The organism is Bifidobacterium sp. LH_230, assembly GCF_056357555.1.
On record NZ_JBKEWJ010000013.1, the window covers coordinates 31,708 to 54,437 of the forward strand.

Consider the following 22,730-nt stretch of genomic DNA (forward strand, 5'->3'; position numbering starts at 1 on the left):
CTGAGGGGCCGAAAAGAGAAGGCTGGGGACGGGAGAGGAATGAAAATGGTTCCTCAGCTGGGAAGGCCGGGAAAGAGGGAGGAACGGAATGGTTTCTCAGCTGGAGGCTAGTACTTTGTCGGGCTTAATGTGATGGGTGTGACGCTCCCCCAGTCGGCTTCGCCGACAGCCCCCTCAGCGCCGGGGGCCGAGAATAACAATGTGTCAATTTAGGTCCGACAAAGTACTAGGAAAGGGAGAGGAACGGAATGGTTCCTCAATTGGTGAGCGAGAAGGAGGTATGAAATGACCCCCTCGGCTGAGGGGGTCAAAAGCCGATCGTGAGGTCTAGTTGCCGGATTCGGTGCCGGAGCCGGAGTTGCCGGAACCGGAGTTGCTCGAGTTGCTGCCGGAGTTGTCGGAGCTGTTGTTGGACCCGGAGTTGTCGGTGGACCCGTTATCCGTGCTGGAGGAGCCGTTATCCTCCTTGTTCGTCTCGGAAGAGTTGTCGGAGGACGCGGCCTTGGTCGTCAGCGTCACCTCGGAACCCTTGTCGACCTCGGACCCCAGCCCCGGCTGCAGCGCGGTCACGATGGCCGTGCCGTCGCTCGGGCTGCCCGACGCGATCTTCACGGTCAGACCCAACGCCTGCAGCTGCGCCGTCACCGCGCTCACGGTGGCGCTGGAGCTGCCCAGCGAGATCGTGGTCGGAATCGTCACCTTCTCGACCGGCTCCTTGCCCTTCGACACCACGAGCGTCACCAGCGACTGCGAGTCGACCGGCGTGCCCGCGGTCGGGTCGGTGCTGATCACCGAACCCTCGGGCACCTCGTCGTTGTACTCCTCGCTCAGCGTCAGCGAGCTCAGCCCCAGATCGCGCAGCGTCTGCTGGGCCGCGGCGGACGGCTGGCCGGTCACGTCCGGCATCGACAGGTTGCCGGTGGACACGATCAACGTGATCTCGCTGCCCTTCTTGGCCGACGAACCGGCTTTCGGATTGGTTTCGACGACCAGATCCTGCTCGATCAGGCTGTCGGTGGTCTGCACGGTGGAGCTGACCTTGAATCCGGCCGCGGTCAGCTCGCTGATCGCCTCGGACTGCGTCTTCTCGCTCACGTCCGGCACCTTCACCGATTGCGGGCCGGTGGAGAACCACACTTCGACCGTGGTGCCCTTGTCGACCTTGTTGCCGCCCTTCGGGCTTTGCTTGGTCACGGTGCCTTCAGCCTTGTCGGACGAATCGTCGTCGGTGATCTTCGGCGTCAAGCCCAGATCGGTCAGTTCGGAGCGCACCTTGTCGCGGGTCACGCCCGACATCGACGTGAAGTCGGGGACCTCGACCTGCTGCTCGATCACGTTCGCGCCGCCGTTGAGCAGCACAAAAATGCCGGCGATCGCGATGAGCGCCACGATCGCGCCGATGATCGACCCGATGATGATCTTCTTCTTGCGGTTGGCCCGTGAGGCCTCCTCGCGCTGTTCGGTGCGCGAGCGGACGGCCGTGTTGCCGCCGGCCGGCTGCAGCGCGGGGATCGCCTCGAACTGGCCGGTCACCGGGTTGAACGCCTGCGTGGTGGTCGTCTCGCCGACGCCGCCGACACCGGGCACACCCGCAACGCCCGGCGCGCCTCCCGCAACACCCGGCATCGCCATCGTCGGGCTCATCGCCGCGGTCGCGGCCGGATCGTTCTGCTCGGCCTCCTTGCGCGCCTTCATGTTCGACAGGTCGGTCAGCGGGTTGAACGCGGCCGCCACCGGCACCCCGCCGTTCATGAACGTCAGGATATCGGTTTTGAACTCGGCGGCCGTCGCGTAGCGGTTCTGCCGGTCCTTGGCCATCGCCTTGGCCACGATCGAATCCCACATGCGAGGCAGCCCCGGCACCACGGACGACGGCGGCGTCGCCACTTCCGACACGTGCTGGTACGCGATCGCCACGGCCGAATCGCCGGTGAACGGCGGACGCCCGGTCAGCATCTCGTACAGCACGCAACCGGCCGAATACAGGTCGGAGCGCATGTCGACGGTCTCGCCGCGCGCCTGTTCGGGGGAGAGGTACTGCGCGGTGCCGACCACGCCCTGCGACTGCGTCATCGTCGCGGCCGAATCGTCGAGCGCGCGCGCGATGCCGAAGTCCATGACCTTGACCACGCCCTGATCGGAGATCATGATGTTGCCGGGCTTGATGTCGCGGTGGATGATGCCCATGCGGTGCGAATACTCGAGCGCGTTGAGCACGCCGAGCATGATCTGTTCGGCGTCGCGCTGGGAGAGCGCGCCGTTGGCCTTGATGATGTCGCGCAGCGTCTGTCCCTTGACGTATTCCATGACCAGGTACGGCAGCCGCTCGGTGCCGCCGTCCTCCGCGACCACCGTCTCCTCGCCGGAATCGTAGATGTTGACGATGTTCGGGTTGTTCATCTGCGCGACCGCGTGCGCCTCGCGGCGGAATCGCGACAGGAAGATCTGATCGTTGGCAAGATCGGAACGCATGATCTTGACGGCAACGGTACGTCCAAGTCGCGTATCCAACGCCACGCGCACCTCGGCCATGCCGCCGCGTCCGATCAACTGGCCGAGCTGATAACGGCCATCGGCGAGCGAATTGGGCATCGTGCTGCTCATTGCTGTTCCTTCCATGAGTCCCGCATGTCGGATGCGGCCTTATCCAAGCTGATCTGTACGTCGCCGGGCACGTCCACGGCGTTCGTGACGGGCGGCATGTCGCCAAGATCCGGCGACGGTGAGACGGACGACGTGATCGGTGCGGCAGTCCCGGCGGCCCCGGCGATCGGTGCACCCGGCAGGTCCGCCGCCGGCGCGGAGATCGGCACGTCGGTCACGATCGGCGCCGCCGGAATCGGCGAATCGCCGGCCGGAATGATCGTCTTCGGGTCCATCGCGTGCAGCATCGTGTTCACCGGGTGCGGCTTGCTGGCGACGCGTCGCAGCAGTCGCCCGGTGCCGCTCATCGTGTCGTCGCTCGCCGCGGTCTGCTGATCGAGCAGACGGCGTTCGATGCGCGCCAGCGTGCGCGAGACGACGAGCGCGTCCTTCGGCCGGTCGCGCGGGTCCTTCTCCAGCATCGACATGACGAACTGGCGCAGCTGAAGATCGATGGTGTCCGGCAGCGGCGGCACCGGATCGTTCACATGCGCGGCGGCGATGTCGACCGGCGTCGCGCCCGTGAACGGACGGTGGCCGCACAGGCCCTCGTACGCGACGACGCCGAGCGAGTAGATGTCGGACTGCGGCGTGGCCTGCTGGCCCTGCGCCTGTTCGGGGGAGATGTACTGCGCGGTGCCCACGACCATGCCGTCCTGCGTGATCTGCTCCTGGTTGGTGGAGTAGGAGACGCCGAAATCGGTGATCTTCACCTCGCCGGAATCGGACACCATGATGTTCGCCGGCTTGACGTCGCGGTGGATCACGCCGTGGCTGTGCGCGACGAACAGGCCGCGCGCGGTCTGGATCAGGATCGGCAGCAGTTCGGTCGGCGGCATCGCGCCGCGCTCGTGGTAGATGTCCGCGAGCGACTTCGACGGCACGTATTCCATGATGAGGAAACCGATGCCGTCGTGCTCGTAGTATTCGAACAGCGCGGCGATGTTCGGGTGCGCAAGATTGGCGGAATTGTGCGCTTCAGCACGCAGTCGCTGGAGTTTCGACTCGATGTTGGACTGGTCGGAGCGCAGCGCCTTGATGGCGACCGGACGGTTGAGCTGGATGTCGTACGCCTTCCAGACCTCACCCATGCCGCCCTGCGCGAGTCGACGGTCGAGACGGTAGCGCCGGTGGATGAGCTGTCCTTCGATCAGTTTCATTTCTTCAGCGCCTCCTCCATCAACGACTTCATGATCGGGCCGGCGGCCAGCGATCCGAATACATCGGTATTGTGCACGACCACCGAGATCGCGATCTGCGGGTTATCGGCCGGCGCGAAGCCAAGAATCCAGCCGTCGATGCTCTGGTTGTCGGTGCCGATCTGCGCGGTGCCGGTCTTCGCGGCCACCTTCACGCCGTCGATCTGCAACGACGGGTACTCCTTGGTGATCACCGATTCCATCGCGGTCGTCAGCTTGTTCGCCGTGTCCGCGCTGAACGCCTGGCTCATCACCTTCGCCTTGGTCTCCGAGATGACCGACAGGTCGCTCGAGCGCACGCGGTCGACCAGCGTCGGCTTCATGAGCACGCCGTCGTTCGCGACCGCGGAGGCGATCATCGCGCTCTGCAGCGGGGTGATCTGGTTGTCGCCCTGGCCGATCGAGGCCAGCGCAAGCCGGTCGTCGGCGGGATCGGACGGGAACTTCGCGGCGACCGACGTCATCGGGGAGCCGGTGGACGTGGAGCCGTCCACGGTGATCTCCTTGTCGTAGCCGAGCTTTTCGGCCATCGCCGTCACCTTGTCCGCGCCGAGCGCGACGCCCAGCTGCGCGAACGCGGTGTTCGACGAGTACGCCATCGCGTCCTCGAGCGAGATCTTGCCGTTCGAGCCACCGCCGGCCGCGCTGGAATTGGTGAGCGCGGTGGCCGTGCCGGGCAGCGTGTAGCTCGCGCCGGCCGGAATCTGCGTATCGAGGTCGTAGTCGCCGGTTTCGAGCGCCGCGGCCGCCACCACGGTTTTGAACGTGGACCCCGGCGGGTAGAGCTGGCGCGTGGCGCGGTTGAGCATCGGGTTCGCCTCGTCGCCCACGAGCTGCTGGAACGCCTTGTTCGCGTCGGCCGTGGCATGCGTGGCGAGCGTGTTCGGATCGTAGCTCGGCGTGCTCACCATCGCGAGGATGCGACCGGTCTTCGGTTCGATCGCCACGACCGAACCGTCCTTGCCGTCAAGCAGCTGGTAGGCGAGCTGCTGCAGCTTGGTGTCGATCGACGTTTCGATCGACGCGCCGGTGTTCTGCGTGCCCGCGAGCATGGCCTTGAGCCGCTCCCACAGCAGCGCGTCGGCCTGGCCGCTAAGCAGTTCGTTACGTGAGTTCTCGATGCCGTTGCCGGTCGGTCCGATGCCGTGCGTGATCGAGAAATAGCCGGTGATCGGCGCGTACAGTGCGCCGTTCGTGTATTTGCGCTGGTACTTGAACGAGTCGTTCGTCGCGGTCGACTGGGCGAGCACGGTGCCGTCGGACGCGAGAATCGCGCCGCGCGGCGTGCCGTACGTGCGGTACAGCGATCGCGTGTTGCGCGAGTCGGCGTTGAGATCGTCGTCGACGAACGCGGTGAAGACCGAACTGGAGATGCCGAGGATCACGAACAATACCAGTACGGCCGTGAACAGCTGGCGCAGGGATTTGTTCATCGGTTACCACGCTCCTTGAGTTCGTGGTCGCGCAAGGCGGCCAGCGCCTCATACTGGAACGTTTCCGACAGGTCGGTGGGAGGCTCGGGCTTGTTCGCCGCGTTCGAAATGACCACAAGCAGCGCCGCGAGCAGGTAGTTCGCAATGATCGACGAACCGCCGGCGGCCATGTACGGCATGGTCATGCCGGTCAGCGGGATCACGAGCGTGATGCCGCCGACGACCGTGAACACCTGGAACGCCATCGTGAACACGAGGCCGGAGGCGAGCAGCTTGCCGAAGCCGTCCTTGATTTTCATGGCCGTGATGAAGCCGGACGCGATGATGAGCAGGTACAGTACGAGCACCGCGAACAGGCCGGCGAGGCCCAGTTCCTCGCCCACGGAAGCGTAGATGTAGTCGGAGTTCGCGTACGGCGTGAGGTCCGGGTGTCCCTGACCGAGGCCGGTGCCCGCGAGACCGCCCGACGCGAGGCCGAACAGGCCGGTGACGATCTGGTACGAGCCGCCGAACTCCATGTTGTACTGCTCGTTGCTGAACGGCTGCAGCCACGCGTCCACGCGCGCGCCTACATGGCTGAAGATGCGCGCCGCGACGACCGCGCCGGCGGCGAACGCGAGCAGGCCGATCACGATCCAGCTTTTGCGGCCGGTCGACACGTACAGCATCGCGACGAACATCGCGAAGAACATGAGCGAAGTGCCCAGATCATGCTGCCGCACGAGCACGCCCATCGACACGCCCCAGATGATGATGATCGGGCCCATGTCCTTGATGCGCGGCAGTTGGAGCCCCAAGAATTTCTTGCCGCCGACCGCGAGCTGGTCGCGGTGGTCGAACAGGTAGGAGGCGAAGAAGAACGCGAGGAACAGCTTGGCGAATTCGGCCGGCTGCACGGTGCTCGACGTGAACGGGATCTTGATCCACACGCTTGCGCCGTTGATGTCGACGCCGAGGCCCGGAATCATGGGGGAGAGCAGCAGGATCAGGCCCACCACCATGCTCACGTACGAGAAGCGGCGCAGGATGCGGTAGTCCTGCATCGCGACGATCAGCACGCAGCACAATACGAGCGCGGCCGCGATCCACAGCAGCTGACGGAAGCCGACCGTCGTGCCTTTCGCATGGTCGATGCGCGCGATCATCGTCGTGCCGATCGCGCTCAGCAGCAGCACGCACGGCATGATCGACTGGCTCGCGTACGGCTGGAACCGGATCGTCAGTGCCCACAGCACGAGATACAGCACGACGACCACGCCGAGCGCGATCGCATAGTTCGTCGGGAAGCCGCCGGTCGTGCGCTCGAACATCTGGAAGAACGCGACGAAACCGATCAGCATCGCGAACAGCAGCAGCGAGATCTGCCGCAATCGGGTTGCGATCATTGCGCGTCACCTCCGTTCGATGAACTGCCGGAACTGTTGGTGGATGAATTGGACGAGTTGGACTTGCTGTCGGACGAGCTGTTCGTGCCGGACTTGCCGGAGTCGCTGCCGGAACTGTTCGAACTGTTCGACGACTTGCTGTCGCCGTTGTCGATCGCGTCATCGGCCGCGCCGAAGCTCGGCGTGCTCGCCTCGTTCTTCTGCGTTTCCTTGTCGCGCTCGGCCTCGATGAACTTCGCGTGCGTCTTGGCGTCCTCGAGGCTGTCGGCCGTGATGCCCTGCTCGAGCTGCGACTGCCACGACTCGGGCAGCGAGCTGACCTTGATGCTGGTTTTCTCGACCTCGTGCGAGAGCGAGAGGCCGAACAGGTTTGTGTTCACGCCCTGATAGATCGCGATCACGCCGTCGCTGGACGACGACAGGTAGTACCGCGTCTGGCTCCACGCGTACGCGCCCCAGCCGCAGCCGGCCACCGCGGCCAGTGCGACGATCGTCGTCAGCAGGACGATGAACCGGTTGCGATGCCGCCGCACGCGCGTCGCCTTGTGCTGTTTCGCCTGTTCGCGGTGGATCGCGCGGGCGACCTCCGGATCGCTCGGATCGGTGGTCAATCGGCCGTCCGATTTCTGTACGACCGGAATCTCGCCGGTGTCGGGCACCTCGCGGTCGCCGATCTCCTCGCGCACGCTCGACGGCTGCGCGACGCGCGGGGCGGGCTTGCCGCCGTCTTTGCCGTCCGCGGACTTGTCGGTGTCCGGCTGCTTCTTTTCCTGAATGAGCTTTGCCGCGCGGGCTGCGGGGGAATCGATGTCGGCTCGCAGCGCGGGGGCCGTGGCGACCGGCGCGTTCACGATGTCCGCGATCGCCTCGAGGCTGGAACTGGCCGCGCCGCCCACGAGCAGCGTCTGATGCGGGATGTCGAACGCGTCGGCGTCGAGCGCGAGCGTCGCGTCCGCGATCACGGCGGTCACGTTGTCGGTGCTGCCGGCCTTGAGCGCCATGCCGACGAGCCGCTGCGCGCACTCTTCCTGGTCCGAGCAGTCGGCCATCACCTGTTCGATCGTCGAGTCCTCGAGCACGCCGCACAGGCCGTCGGAACACAGCAGCCAACGGTCGGCCGGGTGCGCCTTGCGAATCGAGATGTCCGGGCTCGGGTCGATGTCGAAATCGCCGAGCACGCGCATCACGACGTTGCGCTGCGGGTGGTTCTTCGCCTCGGCTTCCGTGATGCGGCCCATGTCGATCAGATGCTGGACGTAGCTGTGATCGTGCGTCATGCGCGTGAGCTTGCCGTCGCGCAGCAGATACGCGCGCGAATCGCCGATATGCGCGAGCACCCAGTAGCCGGCGACCAGCACGACCGCCACGACCGTGGTGCCCATGCCGGCCAGTTTCCGCTCATGCTTCGCCTTGCCCACAATCGCGTCATGCGCGGCGATCACCGACGATTCCAGCACATGCGCGACGGTCTGGATGTCGCCGTCGACATCGTCGTGCTCGATATGCGCGAGCGACCGGATCGCGATCGTCGACGCCGTGTCGCCGCCCGCGTGGCCGCCCATGCCATCGCAGATCGCGGCCAGATGCTCGCCGGCGAACGACGAATCCTGATTGTTGGCGCGGACGGTACCCACGTCGGACACCGTCGTGGAGTAGAGGAACAAGGTTTGTGAAGCAGCGGAATTCGGCATAGGGCGATCACCTCAATTCGAAGGTGGTCGCGCCGATGCGGACCGGCACACGCGCCGAAAGAATGGTGGGGGTATTGATGCGCTGGCCGTTGACCACGGTGCCGTTCGTACTGCCGAGGTCCTCGATGGCCCACGCGCCGGTGACCGGGTCCTTGTAGACGCGGGCGTGGTGCGAGGACGCGAATTCGTCGTCGAGCACGACGGTGTTCGACGCGGCACGGCCGAGCGTGATCGAGTTGCCGCTCAACGGCACGGATGCGCCGGCGAGCGGGCCGTCGATGATGACGAGCAGCGTCAGATCGGCGTTGGCCGGGTTCGTGCGCTCGGCGGCCGGCGTGTGCACCGGCACCGCCGACGACGTGGCGACCGGGGCCGGTGATTCGGCGGCCTTGCGCGCACGGCGCTCCTTGCGGCGATGCGTGCGCGAGGTATGCGGGCTGAACGACTCCATGTCCTTGTGCAGCGAACGCATGGCAAGCCATACGAACAGCCACAGCAGGGCAAGCAGCCCGTATTTAAGAATGGCGAAGGTCAATTCGGTCATGGAACGGCTCCTTCGCGGGCTTACTCCTGATCTTGCGCGGAAGCCCAGTAGAGGATGCGCGTGCGGCCGATGGTGATCGTGTTGCCGTCGAGCAGCGTGGCGATCGGCACCTGATGGCCTTCGATGTACATGTGGTTCGTGGAGCCGAGATCGCGGGCGATGACGCCGTTCGGGGTGATGTCGATCTCCATGTGACGACGGGAGATGCCCGGATCGTCGATGATGATGTCGCAGCCGGAGCCGCGGCCGATCACCGTCTTCTCCTTGGTGAGCAGGTACTGGTTGCCGTTGACCTCGAGCATCGGCTCGGACTGCGACTGCTCGTTCGTGGTGACCGGCACCGCGTTGCCCTGCACCGACTCGGAGCTCAGGTTGAAGTTGCCCTTGGTCAGGTCGAGATCCTCCTCGAAGATCACCACGACCGGGCCGACGAACGCGTAATGCTGGCTCTTGGCGTACTGGGTCAGGTTGTCGGCCAGCTCGTTGGCGAGGGTCTCCGAACCCCACTGCTCGATGCGGTCGAAATCGGGGGTGCTCAGCTTGAAACGGTACTCGTTCGGAGCCACCGTGCGGTCGCGACCCACCGGCATCGCCTCATTGTCGATTTCGCGTTCGAGGGCGCTGGAGAGGTCGACGGGCTGCAGGTCCTTGGACCCGAACTTGGCGAACACGCCATTGACCGCGCCTTCTACACTTTTCTCAAAACGGTCGAGAACGCTCATGGTGATCCCTTTCTACATATCCTCACCCATCCTACGCGGCAGTGGGGAATAAGGCCAAAATTTCGCCCTTATCCGCCGCATATGGGCGCAAAACTTCCACGTGATGCCCTATGTGCGGTGTGGGTCTATTCGTGTTTTCACTGCCGTGTGGCGGAGGTGGAATCGCGCTTTGCGCGATGCTGTGGTGCTGGCGGCTTCGCCGCGTACCCCACCCGCCCGGCCTGCGCCGGGCACCCTCCCCTGAGAGGGGAGGGAAAGGTGGTGGGGTGTTTTAGAGGCGAAGTCCCCGCAGGGAAGAAAAAGTTGAAGCCTTTCCCTCCCCTTTGAAGAGAGGGAAGTGTTCGGCCAGCTCAAAACTAGTGGCAGCGGACGCCGCCTTCCTCTAAGAGGGGTATGGCCTTTCCCTCCCCTTTGAGGGGAGGGTGCCCGGCGCAGGCCGGGCGGGTTGGGGTACTGTGACGCGGCAGCGTCACCAATACCAACGCGGACGAAGTCCGTCCGTATTTGCCGCGCAGCGCAGCACCGGGACGGCATCGCGCGACGCGCGATTCCTTATTCTCCGCGTGTGTTTCGCCGCGAGGTTAGCGGGGTATGGAATAATGGCACACGTACGCATCGGCAGCAGTTGCGCCGGTGCCCATAACCGCGCAGCCTTGCCGCGAATCGGGGGAGAAAACCAAGGATTCGCGAGGGCTGACTACTCCGCGGCTATACCAAGGAGAACAACATCATGGTTGATCGTAACGGTCAATCCAAGGCGTCCGCACCGACCGAGGACGCGATTTCAGAGGAAGTGCGCGCCCAGCAGGCGCTGTTGAACGATACCGACCCGTCGCTGACCGACGCGGACGCCGTGGCCAAGGCGCTGAACGTCGACCCGGCCACGGGCTTAAGCTCGGATGAGGCCAAGCGTCGCCTCGAGAAGTTCGGCCCGAACCAGCTGGCCAGCGCGCCGCCGGTGCCGAAGTGGAAGAAGTTCCTCGCGCAGTTCGAGGATCCGCTGGTTTATCTGCTGCTCGTCGCCACCGCGATTTCGGTGGTCGCATGGTTCATCGAACGCGCCAACACGCCGGGCGCCGGCGAACCGGTACCGTTCGACGCGCTCGTCATCGTGCTCATCCTGATCGTCAACGCCGTCCTCGGCTACATCCAGGAAGCCCGCGCCGAACAGGCCGTCGCCGCGCTCGCGCAGATGACCGCGCCGCAGACCGCCGTCCTGCGCGACGGCAAGGTCGTGCACATCAACACCACCGACGTCGTCCCCGGCGACATCGTCGTGCTCGGCGAAGGCGACACCGTCTCCGCCGACGGCCGACTGTTCGCGGCCGCGTCCCTGCGCATCGCGGAGGCGTCGCTGACCGGCGAATCCGTCCCGGTCGGCAAGAAGCCGGAAACGCTTGCCGAAGCCAAGGCGCTCGGCGACCGCGCGAACATGATCTTCAACGGCACGTCCGTCACGCAGGGCACCGGCCGCGCGATCGTCACCGGCACCGGCATGAACACGCAGGTCGGCAAGATCGCCGACATGCTCGCCGCCACCGACGACGAAGCCACCCCGCTGCAGAAGGAGATGGCGCACGTCTCCAAGATCCTCGGCCTCGCGGTGTGCATCATCGCCGTGGTCGTGCTCGCCGCGCTCGCTCTCACGCAGGGCTTCCACTCGGTGCACGACATCATCGACTCGCTGCTACTGGCCGTCTCGCTGGCCGTCGCCGCCGTGCCGGAGGGCCTGGCCGCGATCCTGACCGTCGTGCTCGCGCTCGGCGTGCAGCGCATGGCCAAGCACAACGCGATCGTCAAGAAGCTCTCCTCCGTGGAGACGCTCGGTTCCGCGTCCGTGATCTGCTCCGACAAGACCGGTACGCTGACCCGCAACGAGATGACCGTCGAACGTGTGGTCACGCCGTCCGGCGAAGTGCAGATCACCGGCACCGGCTACGCGCCGGAAGGCCGCATGGTGATGGTCGGCGCGTCCGGCGATCTGGCCGTTCCGGCGGGCGTCGAGGCCGAAGTGATGGCCACGCTCGGCGCCGGAACGCTCGCGAACGACGGTGACCTGCGCGAAAGCGAATCCAAGCCCGGCACGTGGGAGGCGATCGGCGACCCGACCGAAGTCTCGCTGATCGTCGCCGCCCGCAAGGTGCACGCCGATCGCAAGTACGCGAGCTTCGAGCGCGTGGCCGAAGTGCCGTTCACGTCCGAACGCAAGCGCATGGCGATCGTCGCCAAGGACAACGCCGACGCCGGCAACCTGACCGTCTTCGCGAAGGGCGCGCCGGACGTGCTGCTCGCGTACTGCACGCGCATCGCCGTCGGCGGCGCGGTCCGTCCGCTCACCGAAGGCGACCGTCAGACGATCCTCGCGACCGTCGAGAAACTGTCCGGCGAAGCCTACCGCACGCTGGGCGAGGCGTACCGTCCGCTCGGAGTCTCCTCGCTGGCTGAAGTCCCCGGCATCGTGACGAACTCGGCCGGTCAGATCACCGACATCTCCGAACAGTCCGACGTGATCGAATCCGATCTGATCTGGGCCGGCATGGTCGGCATCATCGACCCGCCGCGCACCGAGGTCCGCGATTCCGTGGCCGAAGCGCACCGCGCCGGCATCCGCACCGTCATGATCACCGGCGACCACCCGCTGACCGCGGCGCGCATCGCCTCCGATTTGGGCATCATCGAGAAGGGCGGCAAGGCGCTGACCGGCGACCAACTCGACGCGATGGACGAGGCCGCGCTCGACAAGGCGACCTCCGAAGTGTCCGTGTACGCGCGCGTCGCGCCGGAGCACAAGCTCAAGATCGTCGAATCGCTGCAGCGCCAGGGCAACATCGCCGCCATGACCGGCGACGGCGTGAACGATGCGCCGGCCGTCAAGTCTGCCGACATCGGCGTGGCGATGGGCATCACCGGCACCGAGGTCACCAAGGAATCCGCGAAGATGATCCTCGCGGACGACAACTTCTCGACCATCGTCGCCGCCGTGCGCGAAGGCCGCGTGATCTTCGACAACATCCGCAAGTTCCTGCGCTACCTGCTGAGCTCCAACGTGGGCGAGGTGTTCACCGTGTTCGGCGGCGTCATGCTCGCCGGCGTGCTCGGCATCACCCAGCCCGGCACGCAGGGCGTGACCGTGCCGTTGCTCGCCACGCAGCTGCTGTGGATCAACCTGCTCACCGACGCGGCGCCGGCGCTCGCGATGGGCGTCGACCCGCAGACCGACGACGTGATGGCCCGCAAGCCGCGTCGCCTGACCGACCGCGTGATCGACAAGGACATGTGGATCGATATCGCGTTCATCGGCATCATCATGGCCGCGGTGACGCTGATCGGCATGGACATGCACCTCGCGGGCGGCCTGTTCACCGACCGCTCCGTCGATGCGCTCGGTCACGACGCGCAGATGGTCGAGGCCCGCACGATGGGCTTCACGATCCTCGTGTTCGCGCAGCTGTTCAACGCGATCGCTTCGCGTTCGTCGCGCCAGAGCGCGTTCGTGGGCCTGTTCAGCAACAAGTGGCTGTGGGGTGCGATCGGCATCTCGATCCTGCTGCAGGTCGTGGTGATCTACGTGCCGTTCCTGAACGACGCGTTCGGCACCACGCCGCTCGACTTCGTCGCGTGGTTCGAGTGCATCGGCCTGGCGGCGATCGTGCTGGTGGCCTCCGAGATCTACAAGGCCGTCATGCGCGCCGTCGACAAGCGCCGTGGCGTGAGCGCGTGATTGTCGCGTAAGCGCTCATAACCAAGAAAGAGGCTCCCTGCGGGGAGCCTCTTTCTCGTGTTGTTGGCGGGTCGTACTGACGGCCCGCCCTGTCTGCGATTGTGGACGGGCTTCGTCCGCGCTGTTATTGGCGGCTGGCGCCGCAGTACCCCACCCGTCAGCTTCGCTGACACCCTCCCCTGAGAGGGGAGGGAAAGGTTGAGGCGCTTCCCTCCCCTCTCAGGGGAGGGTGTCCGGCGCAGGCCGGGCGGGTGGGGTACGCGGCGAAGCCGCCCATAACAGCGCGGGACGAAGTCCGTCCGAAATCGCAAACCGGGCATATTGGGGTGTTGCGTGATGTTTGTGCGGTGAGCGGGGTGGTGCTATCCCCGATATCACGCAGCGACTGCTCTGCGTGGGGCAGATTCCGGAATCCTTTCGCACGCGGCTCCGTTTATTCGCCCTGTTGCGGGGCGAATCCCGGGAGGCGTGTGTGGCCCGCCCTGTTCCGCGCTGGTTTCGGGGCGGCATCCGGAGGCTTTCCGCGATGTGCCCCGCAAAGAACGGGTTCCGCGGGGTGCATCCCGGAAGGTTTCGGCGGATTGCCCCGCAAAGGGTGGACTCGGCGGGGCACGGTCCGGAAGGTTTCCGTGTTTCGCCCCGTAAAGAGCATCTGAGCGGGGCGGGATGCGGACACCATCATGAAAATGCCCCGCTGATGGGCGGGGCATTATCCGAGCTAATGAGTGGGGCGATATCCGAGCTGGCTGGCGGGCCGGGCCGAGCTGGTTGGTGGCCAGCTCGTCAGTCGCTGACGTCGGCTTTGTAGAAGTTGACGTAGGAGCGGCTTGGGGTCGGGCCGCGCTGGCCCTGGTAGTGCGAGCCGGTGCCCTTGGAACCGTACGGGTGCTCGGCCGGCGAGCTGAGCTGGAAGAAGCACATTTGCCCGATTTTCATGCCTGGCCACAGCTTGACCGGCAGCGTCGAGACGTTGCTCAGCTCAAGCGTGATGTGGCCCTCGAAGCCCGGGTCGATGAAGCCGGCCGTCGAATGGGTGAGGATGCCGAGGCGGCCGAGCGAGCTTTTGCCCTCAAGGCGCGCCGCGATCGTCGCGTCGAGCTTGACGTACTCCCACGTCGAGCCGAGCGCGAACTCGCCGGGGTGCAGAATCCACGGCTCGTCGGGCGCGACCTCGAACTGTTCGGTCAGCGCGCCCTGGTTCTCGGCCGGGTCGACGTAGGTGTACGCATGATTGTTGAACAGGCGGAAGTACCGGTCAAGTCGCACGTCGATCGACGCCGGCTGCACCATTTCGGGAGTCCACGGATCAAGCGAGATATGGCCGTCGGCCTTGGCGGCGAGAATATCGCGATCGGACAGCAGCATGGTCGCTCCTTATTACTAAGTAGAAGACAGATAATCTGTACTCCAGTGTAGCGTCAGACGGCCGCCGAGCTGATATGCAGCGGAGAAAAACAGGCATGATGACGGACGTTGAGGACTGTGCGGTGGCTCGATTCAATAATTTTCAGGTTATTTTCAGATAACCACATTATTGCGTCAAGGAAGCGGTGGTTTCATAATAACTGTCAGCAAGAGCTGAACAGGAACAGCAGCAGTTCCCGACAATTGAACCCTTTCTTCTTCTCTCTCCTTTCTCTCCCCGGCGCCAACCCCGCCGGGGTTTCTTTTTGCGCGATCGGGGGTGCCGGCGCCCAGACGGGCGTCGCGTTCGGCGTGTCGTGCGGTCATGGCGCGGGATGCCTACGTTTGCAATACATGGCGCACGATTATGCAATTGCAGCAAGTATTGCAAATGACAACATTTGCAAATCGGGGGGCGTAGGGGGTATAATACGCGGTAAGGCCAAAGGTGGGCCTTGGAGACGATGAAATTGGGCATGCGCTCAATGGAGAAGGTGCTGTAGGGAGCTGATATGACGAAGTGGCAGGCTCACAAGATGTGGCGATCGATTCTGCAAACGATTGCAAGAAATTGGCGTAACTTCGATGGGAAGCCGATGCAATCATTGGCAGTACCTGCGTCGTCAGCCCATGGTGCAACATACTCTGCGTCCACGTTCGCAGATCCTGTATCAACAAGTGGACCTGCCCGCCGCGCTGCGGCATCGGCCCTATCGGCATCGGCCCCGTCCGTCACTGAGACATCCCACAACAACCCCTCTCACACCCGCGCCGCAACCACAGCCGCCCTGCGCACCGCGGCCATCCGCGCCGCCGCACTCCTCGTCGCCCTCGCCACCCTCCTCGTCGGCGCCATCGTCACCACCGACACCGCCTACGCCGCCAACACCTACGACCTGAGCGGCGACCAGCAAAACTGGGTCGACAAAGACGCCACCTCCCTCATGATCGGCGGCAAACCCCACACCTCCGGCATGAAGGTCAACTACGGCGACACCGTCAAGTTCGAGCTGCACTGGAGCGTGCCGAACAACTCCGAAGGCGTCAGCGGCGGCATCAAGCAAGGCGACACGTTCACCTACGACCTGCCCAAGGGCATCACCTTCAAAAGCGGCGAAACCTACCCGATCTACGACGAAAGCGGCGTGCAAAAGGGCACGTTCACCATCAACGGCAGCAAGATCGTCGCCACCTACACCAGCTCCGACACCACCACCGGCAACATCAAGGCCTACGTCACCGCGGAAGGCACCATCCGCCAGTCGACCTCCACCGACACCGAAGGCGGCAAAACCTCATTCGAATTCCCCGGCTTCGGCACGGTCGACGTCGACGTCAACCCGGTCCACTCGATCAAGGCCATCAAGAACGGCGCCGTCTCGACCGACGACCCGACCGTCTTCTACTACGTGGTCGACGTGACCTCCACCGGCACCAACACCAACGTCAACCTCAAAGACACGATGGGCGACCTGCTCACCCTGCTCAACGACGCCGATCATCCGATCGAGATCTACACGAACGCCCAGCTCACCGAGAAATACGACGGCGGCTGGAAGGCAACCAGCATCAGCGACCACGGATTCACCGTGAACATCGACCAGATGGCCGACGGCGAGACGGTGCGGCTCAAGTACTACGTGAAGATCGACCGCAAGTCCGTGATCGATGCGACCAAGAACGGCCAGATTAACCTCATCAACAACAAGGTCGTCTACCACAGCGACGAGGACCTGACCGACAAGGAGACCAACAAGGATCTCAAGATCAGCACCAACTGGTACGTGCGCAAGAGCGGCTCCTCGCAAACGGACCCGGAGACCGGCAAGACCACGATCACCTGGACCGTCGAAATCGGCGGTGGCGACGGAACCGTGAACGACGCGCATATCAAGGATATCCTCGGCGACGGTCTCAAGCAGCCGGACCCGAACAGCACCGTCGAGATCCAAGGCATCGATGACGATTGGAACCATCCGACCATCACCACCGTGACATGGAAGGACCTGGCCAGCGGCGACGCCACGCTGCCGAAGCATGCCAACGGAACGGCATACCGGTTCTACCGACTTGTCTACACCACCGAAGTCGAGACTGAACCCGGCGTCGGCGACAGCAAGAAGTACGACAACACGTTCACCGTGACGCCCGGCGAAGGCGAAGGCAACCCGGGCACCGGCGGCGGCACCGTCACCGTGACCCGCAACAGCGTCGATCTGGCGAAGCAGTACGTCGCCAGTTCAGAAGATGGCAAGACCATGAGCTGGCTGACCACGTTCACCGCGCTCGAAAAGCTGCCGGCCGGCCAAGTGCTCACCGACACCCTCGACAAGCAGCAGGATGGCACGATCGCCGGCGACTTCCAGAAGATCAAGCCCGGCTCGATCAAGCTGTATACCGACGCGGACCAGAAGCAGCCGTACGCGTCCGCGAACTACAAGATCGCCCTCGCCAAGGACCGCAAGTCGTTCACGATCACGTTCAAGAACGAGCTGGCCAAGGGCACGAAGATCTACATCGCGTACCAGTCCGTGATGAACAACGGCGTCAGCGCCAGCGAAACGTTCTACAACACCGCCAACTTCGCGGGCAAGGACGTGACCGCCAGCCACACCAACAAGGTCGACAACCTCACCAAAAGCAACACGTACCAGTATTACGACCCGACAGCCGGCACCGACAACCAGCCCGGCGGCAACAGCGGCAGGTTCCGCTGGCTGCTCACCGTGCATGACATCGCGTCCGGCACGAAGTCAGTGAGCATCACCGATACGCTGCCCACGAACAACCCGAACAACGATCCCAACAAGACGACCGTTCGCCACATCTACATCTCCGGTTCGGCGCGCGCGGTCGACCCGTCGGGCGTGCAGGTCGACGGCCTGTTTGTGACCGACAACGGCGACGGCACGGTCACGTTCACGATCATGCCGGACACGCCCGCGTTCAAGGCCGCGCAGACCACCGCCGGACTGCGCATCATCTACGACACGACGTTCGACGGCCTGATCGGCGTACCGCAGTGGGATCAGTACACCAACAGCGCGAAGATCACGATCGACGGCGAAGAACAGCTGCCGGACACCGCGACCGAATACGGCAACCCGCCGACGATCCTGGTCAAGAAGGGCACATATTCGGCCGCGACCGCGCCGTACATCAACTATTCGATCAACGTGAACCCGACCGCGGCCCAGCTGAACAAGGGCGAGACGCTCACGCTGACCGATACGATGGGCGCCGCGTTGTCGTTGCGTATGGACAGCGTGCGCATCGTCGATACGAAGACCAAGGCCGATGTGGCCGGCGCGTCGTACGCGTACGATCCGACGACTCGCACGACGACGTTCAAGGTACCGGACGGCCGCGCGATCACGATCGAATACAAGGCGACCGTGCTGCTCAAGCCGGGGGAGTCGTTCACCGGCAACCTCGGCGCCAACAAGGTGGTGCTCAAGGGCAGCGGCGTGGGCGAGACGACGTCCACGCAAACGCAGACCGGCGTGGTGCAGAAGGCGCTCGGCGGCATCTCGTCCGAGAACAACGCGCTGCAGATCTACAAGTACGCGGACGGCGACACCGGCAAGCCGCTGAACGGCGCGGTATTCAAGGTGGAACAGCTGTCGATTGACGCCAAATCGCAGGAGAACGGCAAGACGTGGACGTATGACTCGGCCAAGTCCACGACGGTCACCTCGAACCTGACCTCCGCCGCGAACGGATACACCCCGACGGTGGCGCTCAACCCGGACATCGTGTATCGCGTCACCGAGAAAACCGCGCCGGAAGGCGGCTACCAGCTTGGTGCGGATACCGTGTGGTACGTCGTGTTCCCCGGCAACGATCACGTCAAGAACGATACGTACGACGGGTTCTACGACGACGTGACGATCGACGGTCACCCGTTGATCAAGTCGATGACGACGGTCGAATCGACCGATAAGGACGGCAACGCCACGAGCAAACCGATCGTGCTGCAGACGTACATGCTGCCGGTCAGCAACCAGGGCCAGGTCAAGAAGAGCTTCACGCTGTTCAAGACCGACGAGGGCGGCACGCCGCTTGCCGGAGCCGAGTTCGAGCTGACGAAGGACGGCGACGCGAGCTTTAAACAGACGTGGGACGCCGACGGCAAGACGTCGCACACATTTGAGAATCTCACGCCCGGCACGTACACGCTCACCGAGAAGCAGGCCCCGGGCGGCTACGAGACGGCCAAACCGGTCACGATCGTCGTGACCGACGCCGGCAAGGTGATCGTCGACGGCAAGGACGCGGCGACCGGCGATCCGGATGTGAACGGCGACAAGCAGAACGTCGTGACCGTGGCCGATTCCAGCAAGACCACGAAGATCCGTGCCACGAAGATCTGGGACGACGGCGACGGCCGCGACGGTGGCCGTGGCACCGTCACGTTCCAGCTGTGGAAGACGGTCGGCGACGGCGACGCGACCCATGTGGCCGCGCAGGACAAGGTGATCCGGCCGAGCGCGGTCGGCAGCGACCTGACCGTGGAGTGGAGCAACCTGCCCGTGATGGAACAGGGCAAGGCCGTGACCTACGAGGTGCGTGAGCAGTACCAGAAGGCCGAAGGCGACGCCGACAAGACCGACTATGAACTTGGCACGCCGGTCGACTGCACCGCAACCGACCCGGACCAGGTCACGCACTATTGCGTCACCAACAAGCACACGCCCGCCGTCACGCAGATCGCGGTCGGCAAGGTCTGGGACGATGCCGACGATGACGACCAGCTCCGCCCCGGCGAGGTGAGGGTCCAGCTGTACGCCAACGGCAAGGCCACCGGCACAACCGTCACGCTCAACGAGCAGAACGGCTGGAAGGCCACGTTCGAGAACCTCCCCAAGTACGAGAACGGCAATCCGATCTCCTACACGGTGAAGGAAGACGATGTGCCGGCCAAGTACACCGTCGCCGTCACCGGCAGCGCGAGCGCGGGCTTCGTCGTGACCAACACGCACCATCCCGAGTCCGAGGAGATCTACATCTCCAAGCGCGACTTCGGCGGCGCGGAGATCGCCGGCGCGTCGATGCGCATCACCGGCACGCTCGCCGACGGCACGACTGCGGGCACGTTCATCTGGACGACCGAAGCCGGCAAGTCGCAGCCGGTCAAGCTCAAGCCCGGCAACTACACACTGGAGGAAGTCACGGCTCCGAACGGCTACCGCATGGCCGATCCGATCAAGTTCACCGTCACGCAAGACAAGACGACCGGCAAGCTCACCGTCACCCGCGACGACGGCAAACCGCTCGACGGCAACACGATCGTCATGACCGACGAATACCAGACCCGTCGCGTCACCGTCTCCAAGAAGAGCCTGACCGCCGGCGTCGGCGAAATCGCGGGCGCGAATCTCACGATCACCGGCACCACGCTCGCCGGCGAGAGCTATTCCTTCTCGTGGACGACCGACGGCACGAACAAGCTCATCACGCTCAACCCCGGCACGTACACGTTGCACGAAAGCGAAGCCCCGGCCGGCTACCGTCCGGCGAGCGACATCGTGTTCAACGTCAACCTCGACGGCACGGTCACGATCAACGGCGAGAAACAAGACAACAACACGGTCGTCATGATCGACGAACCGGACGAGACGAACGTGACCGTCTCCAAGGTCGCCGTCTCCGGCACCGCCGAACTGCCGGGCGCCGAATTCAAGCTCACCGGCACCACGTTCGAAAACGACGGCGTCGAGGAGACGTGGACGTCGAGCGCGGACGGTCCGAAGTCGTTCCAGCTGCCGAACGGCACATACAAGCTGGAGGAAACCAAGGCTCCGGCCGGCTATGACCTGATCGCCGAACCGATTGAATTCACCGTGCACAACGGCAAGGTGACCGTCGGCGGCGTTGCGCAGTCCGGCAACGTGATCCGCGTCGAGGACGCGGTCAAGCAGTACGTGAGCATGTCCGTGCGCAAGCGCTGGGAGGACCGGCACGATCAGGACAAGAAGCGCGAGGGACTGACCGTGTATGCGCTGCTGTACCGCAACGGCAAGAAGATGGCCGATATCGATACGGCGAACGCCGACCGGTACCGCGTTGCGTTGAATGACGACAACAACTGGGCGCACGATTGGACCGATCTGCCCGCGAAGGACGATCAGGGTGAGCGGTACGTCTACACCGTGGACGAGGAGCTCGTGGCCGACGATGCGCACAAGGACAACGTCGACGAGTACCACAACTCGATCAGCAAGAAGCCCGGACTGAACGGGTACGAGTTCACGATGACCAACATCCACCAGCCTGACTCGACCAGCATCGAAATCGTCAAGCGCTGGGACGACGGCGACGATCAGGACGGCCTGCGGCCGGACGGCATCGGCATCATCGTGTACGGCGACGCGACCTGCAAGGTGCCGGGGCCGAACAACACCACCGTGGAACAAACTTGCTCCGACCAGCTCATCACCACCACGCTCAAGCCGAACGGCAACGGCGAATGGAAGTGGACGCTCGAGAACCTGCCGAAGAACAACGCGGACGGGCATCCGTACACGTTCCGCGTGGTCGAGGACCCGATCAGGGGATACAACGGCTACGACGAGAACGGCCAGTGCACGGCGGCCGAGACTGACGGCACAGCCGACGCCGATGGCAAGAAGGTCTGCGCGCCCGTAATCGAGGCCATTGCGGCTGGTGAGAAAGGCAACGAGAGCGGCAAGTTCGAACTGTTCACGATCACCAACAAGCACACGACCGCAACCGTGGCCGTCACGGTGAACAAGCGCTGGAACGACCAGCAGGACTTCAACGGGCAGCGGCCCGAGTCGGTGACGCTGTGGCTGCTGTCGAGCGTCTGGACCGGCTCCAACGGCTGGCCCGTGCCGCAGTACAACAACACATCCGGAAGCGATACGTGCGAGTCGTCCAACACGGATATCTGGGGACGCAGCTGCATCGTGCTGACCAAGGACAACGCGAAGAAGATCGCAGCGTCTGATGACTCGGCTGGTAATGCCGCGGATTCCGGTACGACGGATGGTTCCGGCTCGTCCCAGACGACAACCGACCCGGACATGTGGACGTACACGTTCCAGAACCTGCCGAAGTACTACAAGGGCAAGCTGATCCGCTACAGCGTGACCGAACAGCGCGTGGCCAACTACCAGGCCACAATCACCGACACCACCGGCAAGGCATTGGCGGAACAGACCGATCAGATCGTGATCGATACTGCAACATCGTCCGATGAATCGACCGGTGACGGTACTACTGCCGACGAACACGCAGCCCCGACCGTTAACGCGTACGATCTGACGGTCACGAACACGAACCAACCGGATACGGCCAGCATCAGCGTGCAGAAGGCGTGGAACGACTACGGCAACGCGGACGGCAAGCGGCCGGTCGATGACAAGAACCAGCCGGTCATTTACGTGCAGCTGTACCAGTGCCAATTCGGCGCCGCGGACACGGTCACCGGCGACTCGACGACCGACTGCAAGACCGGCACTCCAACGACCAGAATCGGGCTGTCGGCCGACAACATGATCGCGCTCGGTGACCCGGTCGCGCTGAACGAAGCCAACGCATGGTCGCACACGTTCAGCGACTACACGGACGAGAACGGCAAGACGATCCAACTGAGCGCGCACAAGACCTACGTCGTGCGCGAGGTTGCGAAGAACAAGGACGGATCGTTCAGCCTCGTCGCCGCGCTGCCCGGCTACCAGTCGCCGATCATCACCGGCGATCAGGACACCGGCTACACGATCACCAACACGATCATCCCGACCCTGCCGAACACCGGTGGCAATGGCATCGTCCGCACCATGCTGATCGGCTTCGCGATGATCGTCCTCAGCGGCGCGTTCTTCGCCCGCCAGTACGTCAGCGGCACCAAGCACTCCAAGAAGGGAGGCTCCCGATGATTCGGAACGCTCACAAGATTTCTGGTCCTCGGCCCCCTCGGCTGAGGGGCCGAGCCGTAAAGAAAACGCCGGCGGCGTTTTCAGGCG

The 22,730-nt window shown here is 64.2% G+C and carries 9 protein-coding genes and 1 pseudogene; 2 read left to right on the plus strand and 8 right to left on the minus strand.

What is annotated here, in order from left to right:
* Positions 1-327: 327 nt before the first annotated feature.
* The 7 genes and pseudogenes from pknB to AC1A0G_RS07405 form a co-directional block, all read right to left on the minus strand.
* On the minus strand, positions 328-2,604 hold the full coding sequence (pknB, locus tag AC1A0G_RS07375; protein WP_476528553.1) for a Stk1 family PASTA domain-containing Ser/Thr kinase: 2,277 nt from the start codon (positions 2,602-2,604) through the stop codon (positions 328-330).
* A 299-nt stretch (positions 2,605-2,903) separates the two neighbouring features.
* A pseudogene (locus AC1A0G_RS07380) lies at positions 2,904-3,803 on the minus strand (serine/threonine-protein kinase); the annotation flags it as partial.
* A complete protein-coding gene (locus AC1A0G_RS07385) occupies positions 3,800-5,275 on the minus strand; it encodes a peptidoglycan D,D-transpeptidase FtsI family protein (protein WP_476528554.1) in 1,476 nt (491 codons plus the stop codon). The pseudogene AC1A0G_RS07380 and the gene AC1A0G_RS07385, both read right to left, overlap by 4 nt.
* Positions 5,272-6,660 carry an FtsW/RodA/SpoVE family cell cycle protein gene (locus tag AC1A0G_RS07390; protein ID WP_476528555.1) on the minus strand — a complete coding sequence of 463 codons (1,389 nt, stop codon included), beginning with the start codon at positions 6,658-6,660 and terminating at the stop codon, positions 5,272-5,274. Before AC1A0G_RS07390 ends, AC1A0G_RS07385 begins: the two co-directional genes overlap by 4 nt.
* Positions 6,657-8,351, minus strand: a complete 1,695-nt coding sequence (locus AC1A0G_RS07395) for a PP2C family protein-serine/threonine phosphatase (RefSeq protein ID WP_476528556.1) — start codon at positions 8,349-8,351, stop codon at positions 6,657-6,659. The genes AC1A0G_RS07390 and AC1A0G_RS07395 overlap by 4 nt, the downstream gene beginning before the upstream one ends.
* A 7-nt stretch (positions 8,352-8,358) precedes the next feature.
* Positions 8,359-8,895, minus strand: a complete 537-nt coding sequence (locus AC1A0G_RS07400) for an FHA domain-containing protein FhaB/FipA (protein WP_476528557.1) — start codon at positions 8,893-8,895, stop codon at positions 8,359-8,361.
* 20 nt (positions 8,896-8,915) lie between these two features.
* A complete protein-coding gene (locus AC1A0G_RS07405) occupies positions 8,916-9,617 on the minus strand; it encodes an FhaA domain-containing protein (protein ID WP_163232787.1) in 702 nt (233 codons plus the stop codon).
* Between the two features lie 730 nt (positions 9,618-10,347).
* On the opposite strand from AC1A0G_RS07405, the gene AC1A0G_RS07410 reads away from it, so the two are divergent.
* Positions 10,348-13,338: a cation-translocating P-type ATPase gene (locus AC1A0G_RS07410; RefSeq protein WP_476528558.1), complete on the plus strand. Its 2,991-nt coding sequence runs from the start codon at positions 10,348-10,350 to the stop codon at positions 13,336-13,338.
* 783 nt (positions 13,339-14,121) lie between these two features.
* Here the strand turns inward: AC1A0G_RS07410 and dcd are convergent.
* The gene (dcd, locus tag AC1A0G_RS07415) at positions 14,122-14,703 is read right to left on the minus strand and encodes a dCTP deaminase (RefSeq protein ID WP_476528559.1); all 582 of its coding nucleotides are present in this window, start codon (positions 14,701-14,703) and stop codon (positions 14,122-14,124) included.
* Between the two features lie 635 nt (positions 14,704-15,338).
* On the opposite strand from dcd, the gene AC1A0G_RS07420 reads away from it, so the two are divergent.
* Positions 15,339-22,643, plus strand: a complete 7,305-nt coding sequence (locus AC1A0G_RS07420) for a Cna B-type domain-containing protein (RefSeq protein ID WP_476528560.1) — start codon at positions 15,339-15,341, stop codon at positions 22,641-22,643.
* Positions 22,644-22,730: the final 87 nt, after the last annotated feature.

Excerpts from the sequence above, each read along its gene's own strand:
- pknB (WP_476528553.1), bottom strand. The coding sequence starts at position 2,604 with ATGAGCAGCACGATGCCCAATTCGCTCGCCGATGGCCGTTATCAGCTC.
- AC1A0G_RS07385 (WP_476528554.1), bottom strand. The coding sequence starts at position 5,275 with ATGAACAAATCCCTGCGCCAGCTGTTCACGGCCGTACTGGTATTGTTC.
- AC1A0G_RS07390 (WP_476528555.1), bottom strand. The coding sequence starts at position 6,660 with ATGATCGCAACCCGATTGCGGCAGATCTCGCTGCTGCTGTTCGCGATG.
- AC1A0G_RS07395 (WP_476528556.1), bottom strand. The coding sequence starts at position 8,351 with ATGCCGAATTCCGCTGCTTCACAAACCTTGTTCCTCTACTCCACGACG.
- AC1A0G_RS07400 (WP_476528557.1), bottom strand. The coding sequence starts at position 8,895 with ATGACCGAATTGACCTTCGCCATTCTTAAATACGGGCTGCTTGCCCTG.
- AC1A0G_RS07405 (WP_163232787.1), bottom strand. The coding sequence starts at position 9,617 with ATGAGCGTTCTCGACCGTTTTGAGAAAAGTGTAGAAGGCGCGGTCAAT.
- AC1A0G_RS07410 (WP_476528558.1), top strand. The coding sequence starts at position 10,348 with ATGGTTGATCGTAACGGTCAATCCAAGGCGTCCGCACCGACCGAGGAC.
- dcd (WP_476528559.1), bottom strand. The coding sequence starts at position 14,703 with ATGCTGCTGTCCGATCGCGATATTCTCGCCGCCAAGGCCGACGGCCAT.
- AC1A0G_RS07420 (WP_476528560.1), top strand. The coding sequence starts at position 15,339 with ATGCAATCATTGGCAGTACCTGCGTCGTCAGCCCATGGTGCAACATAC.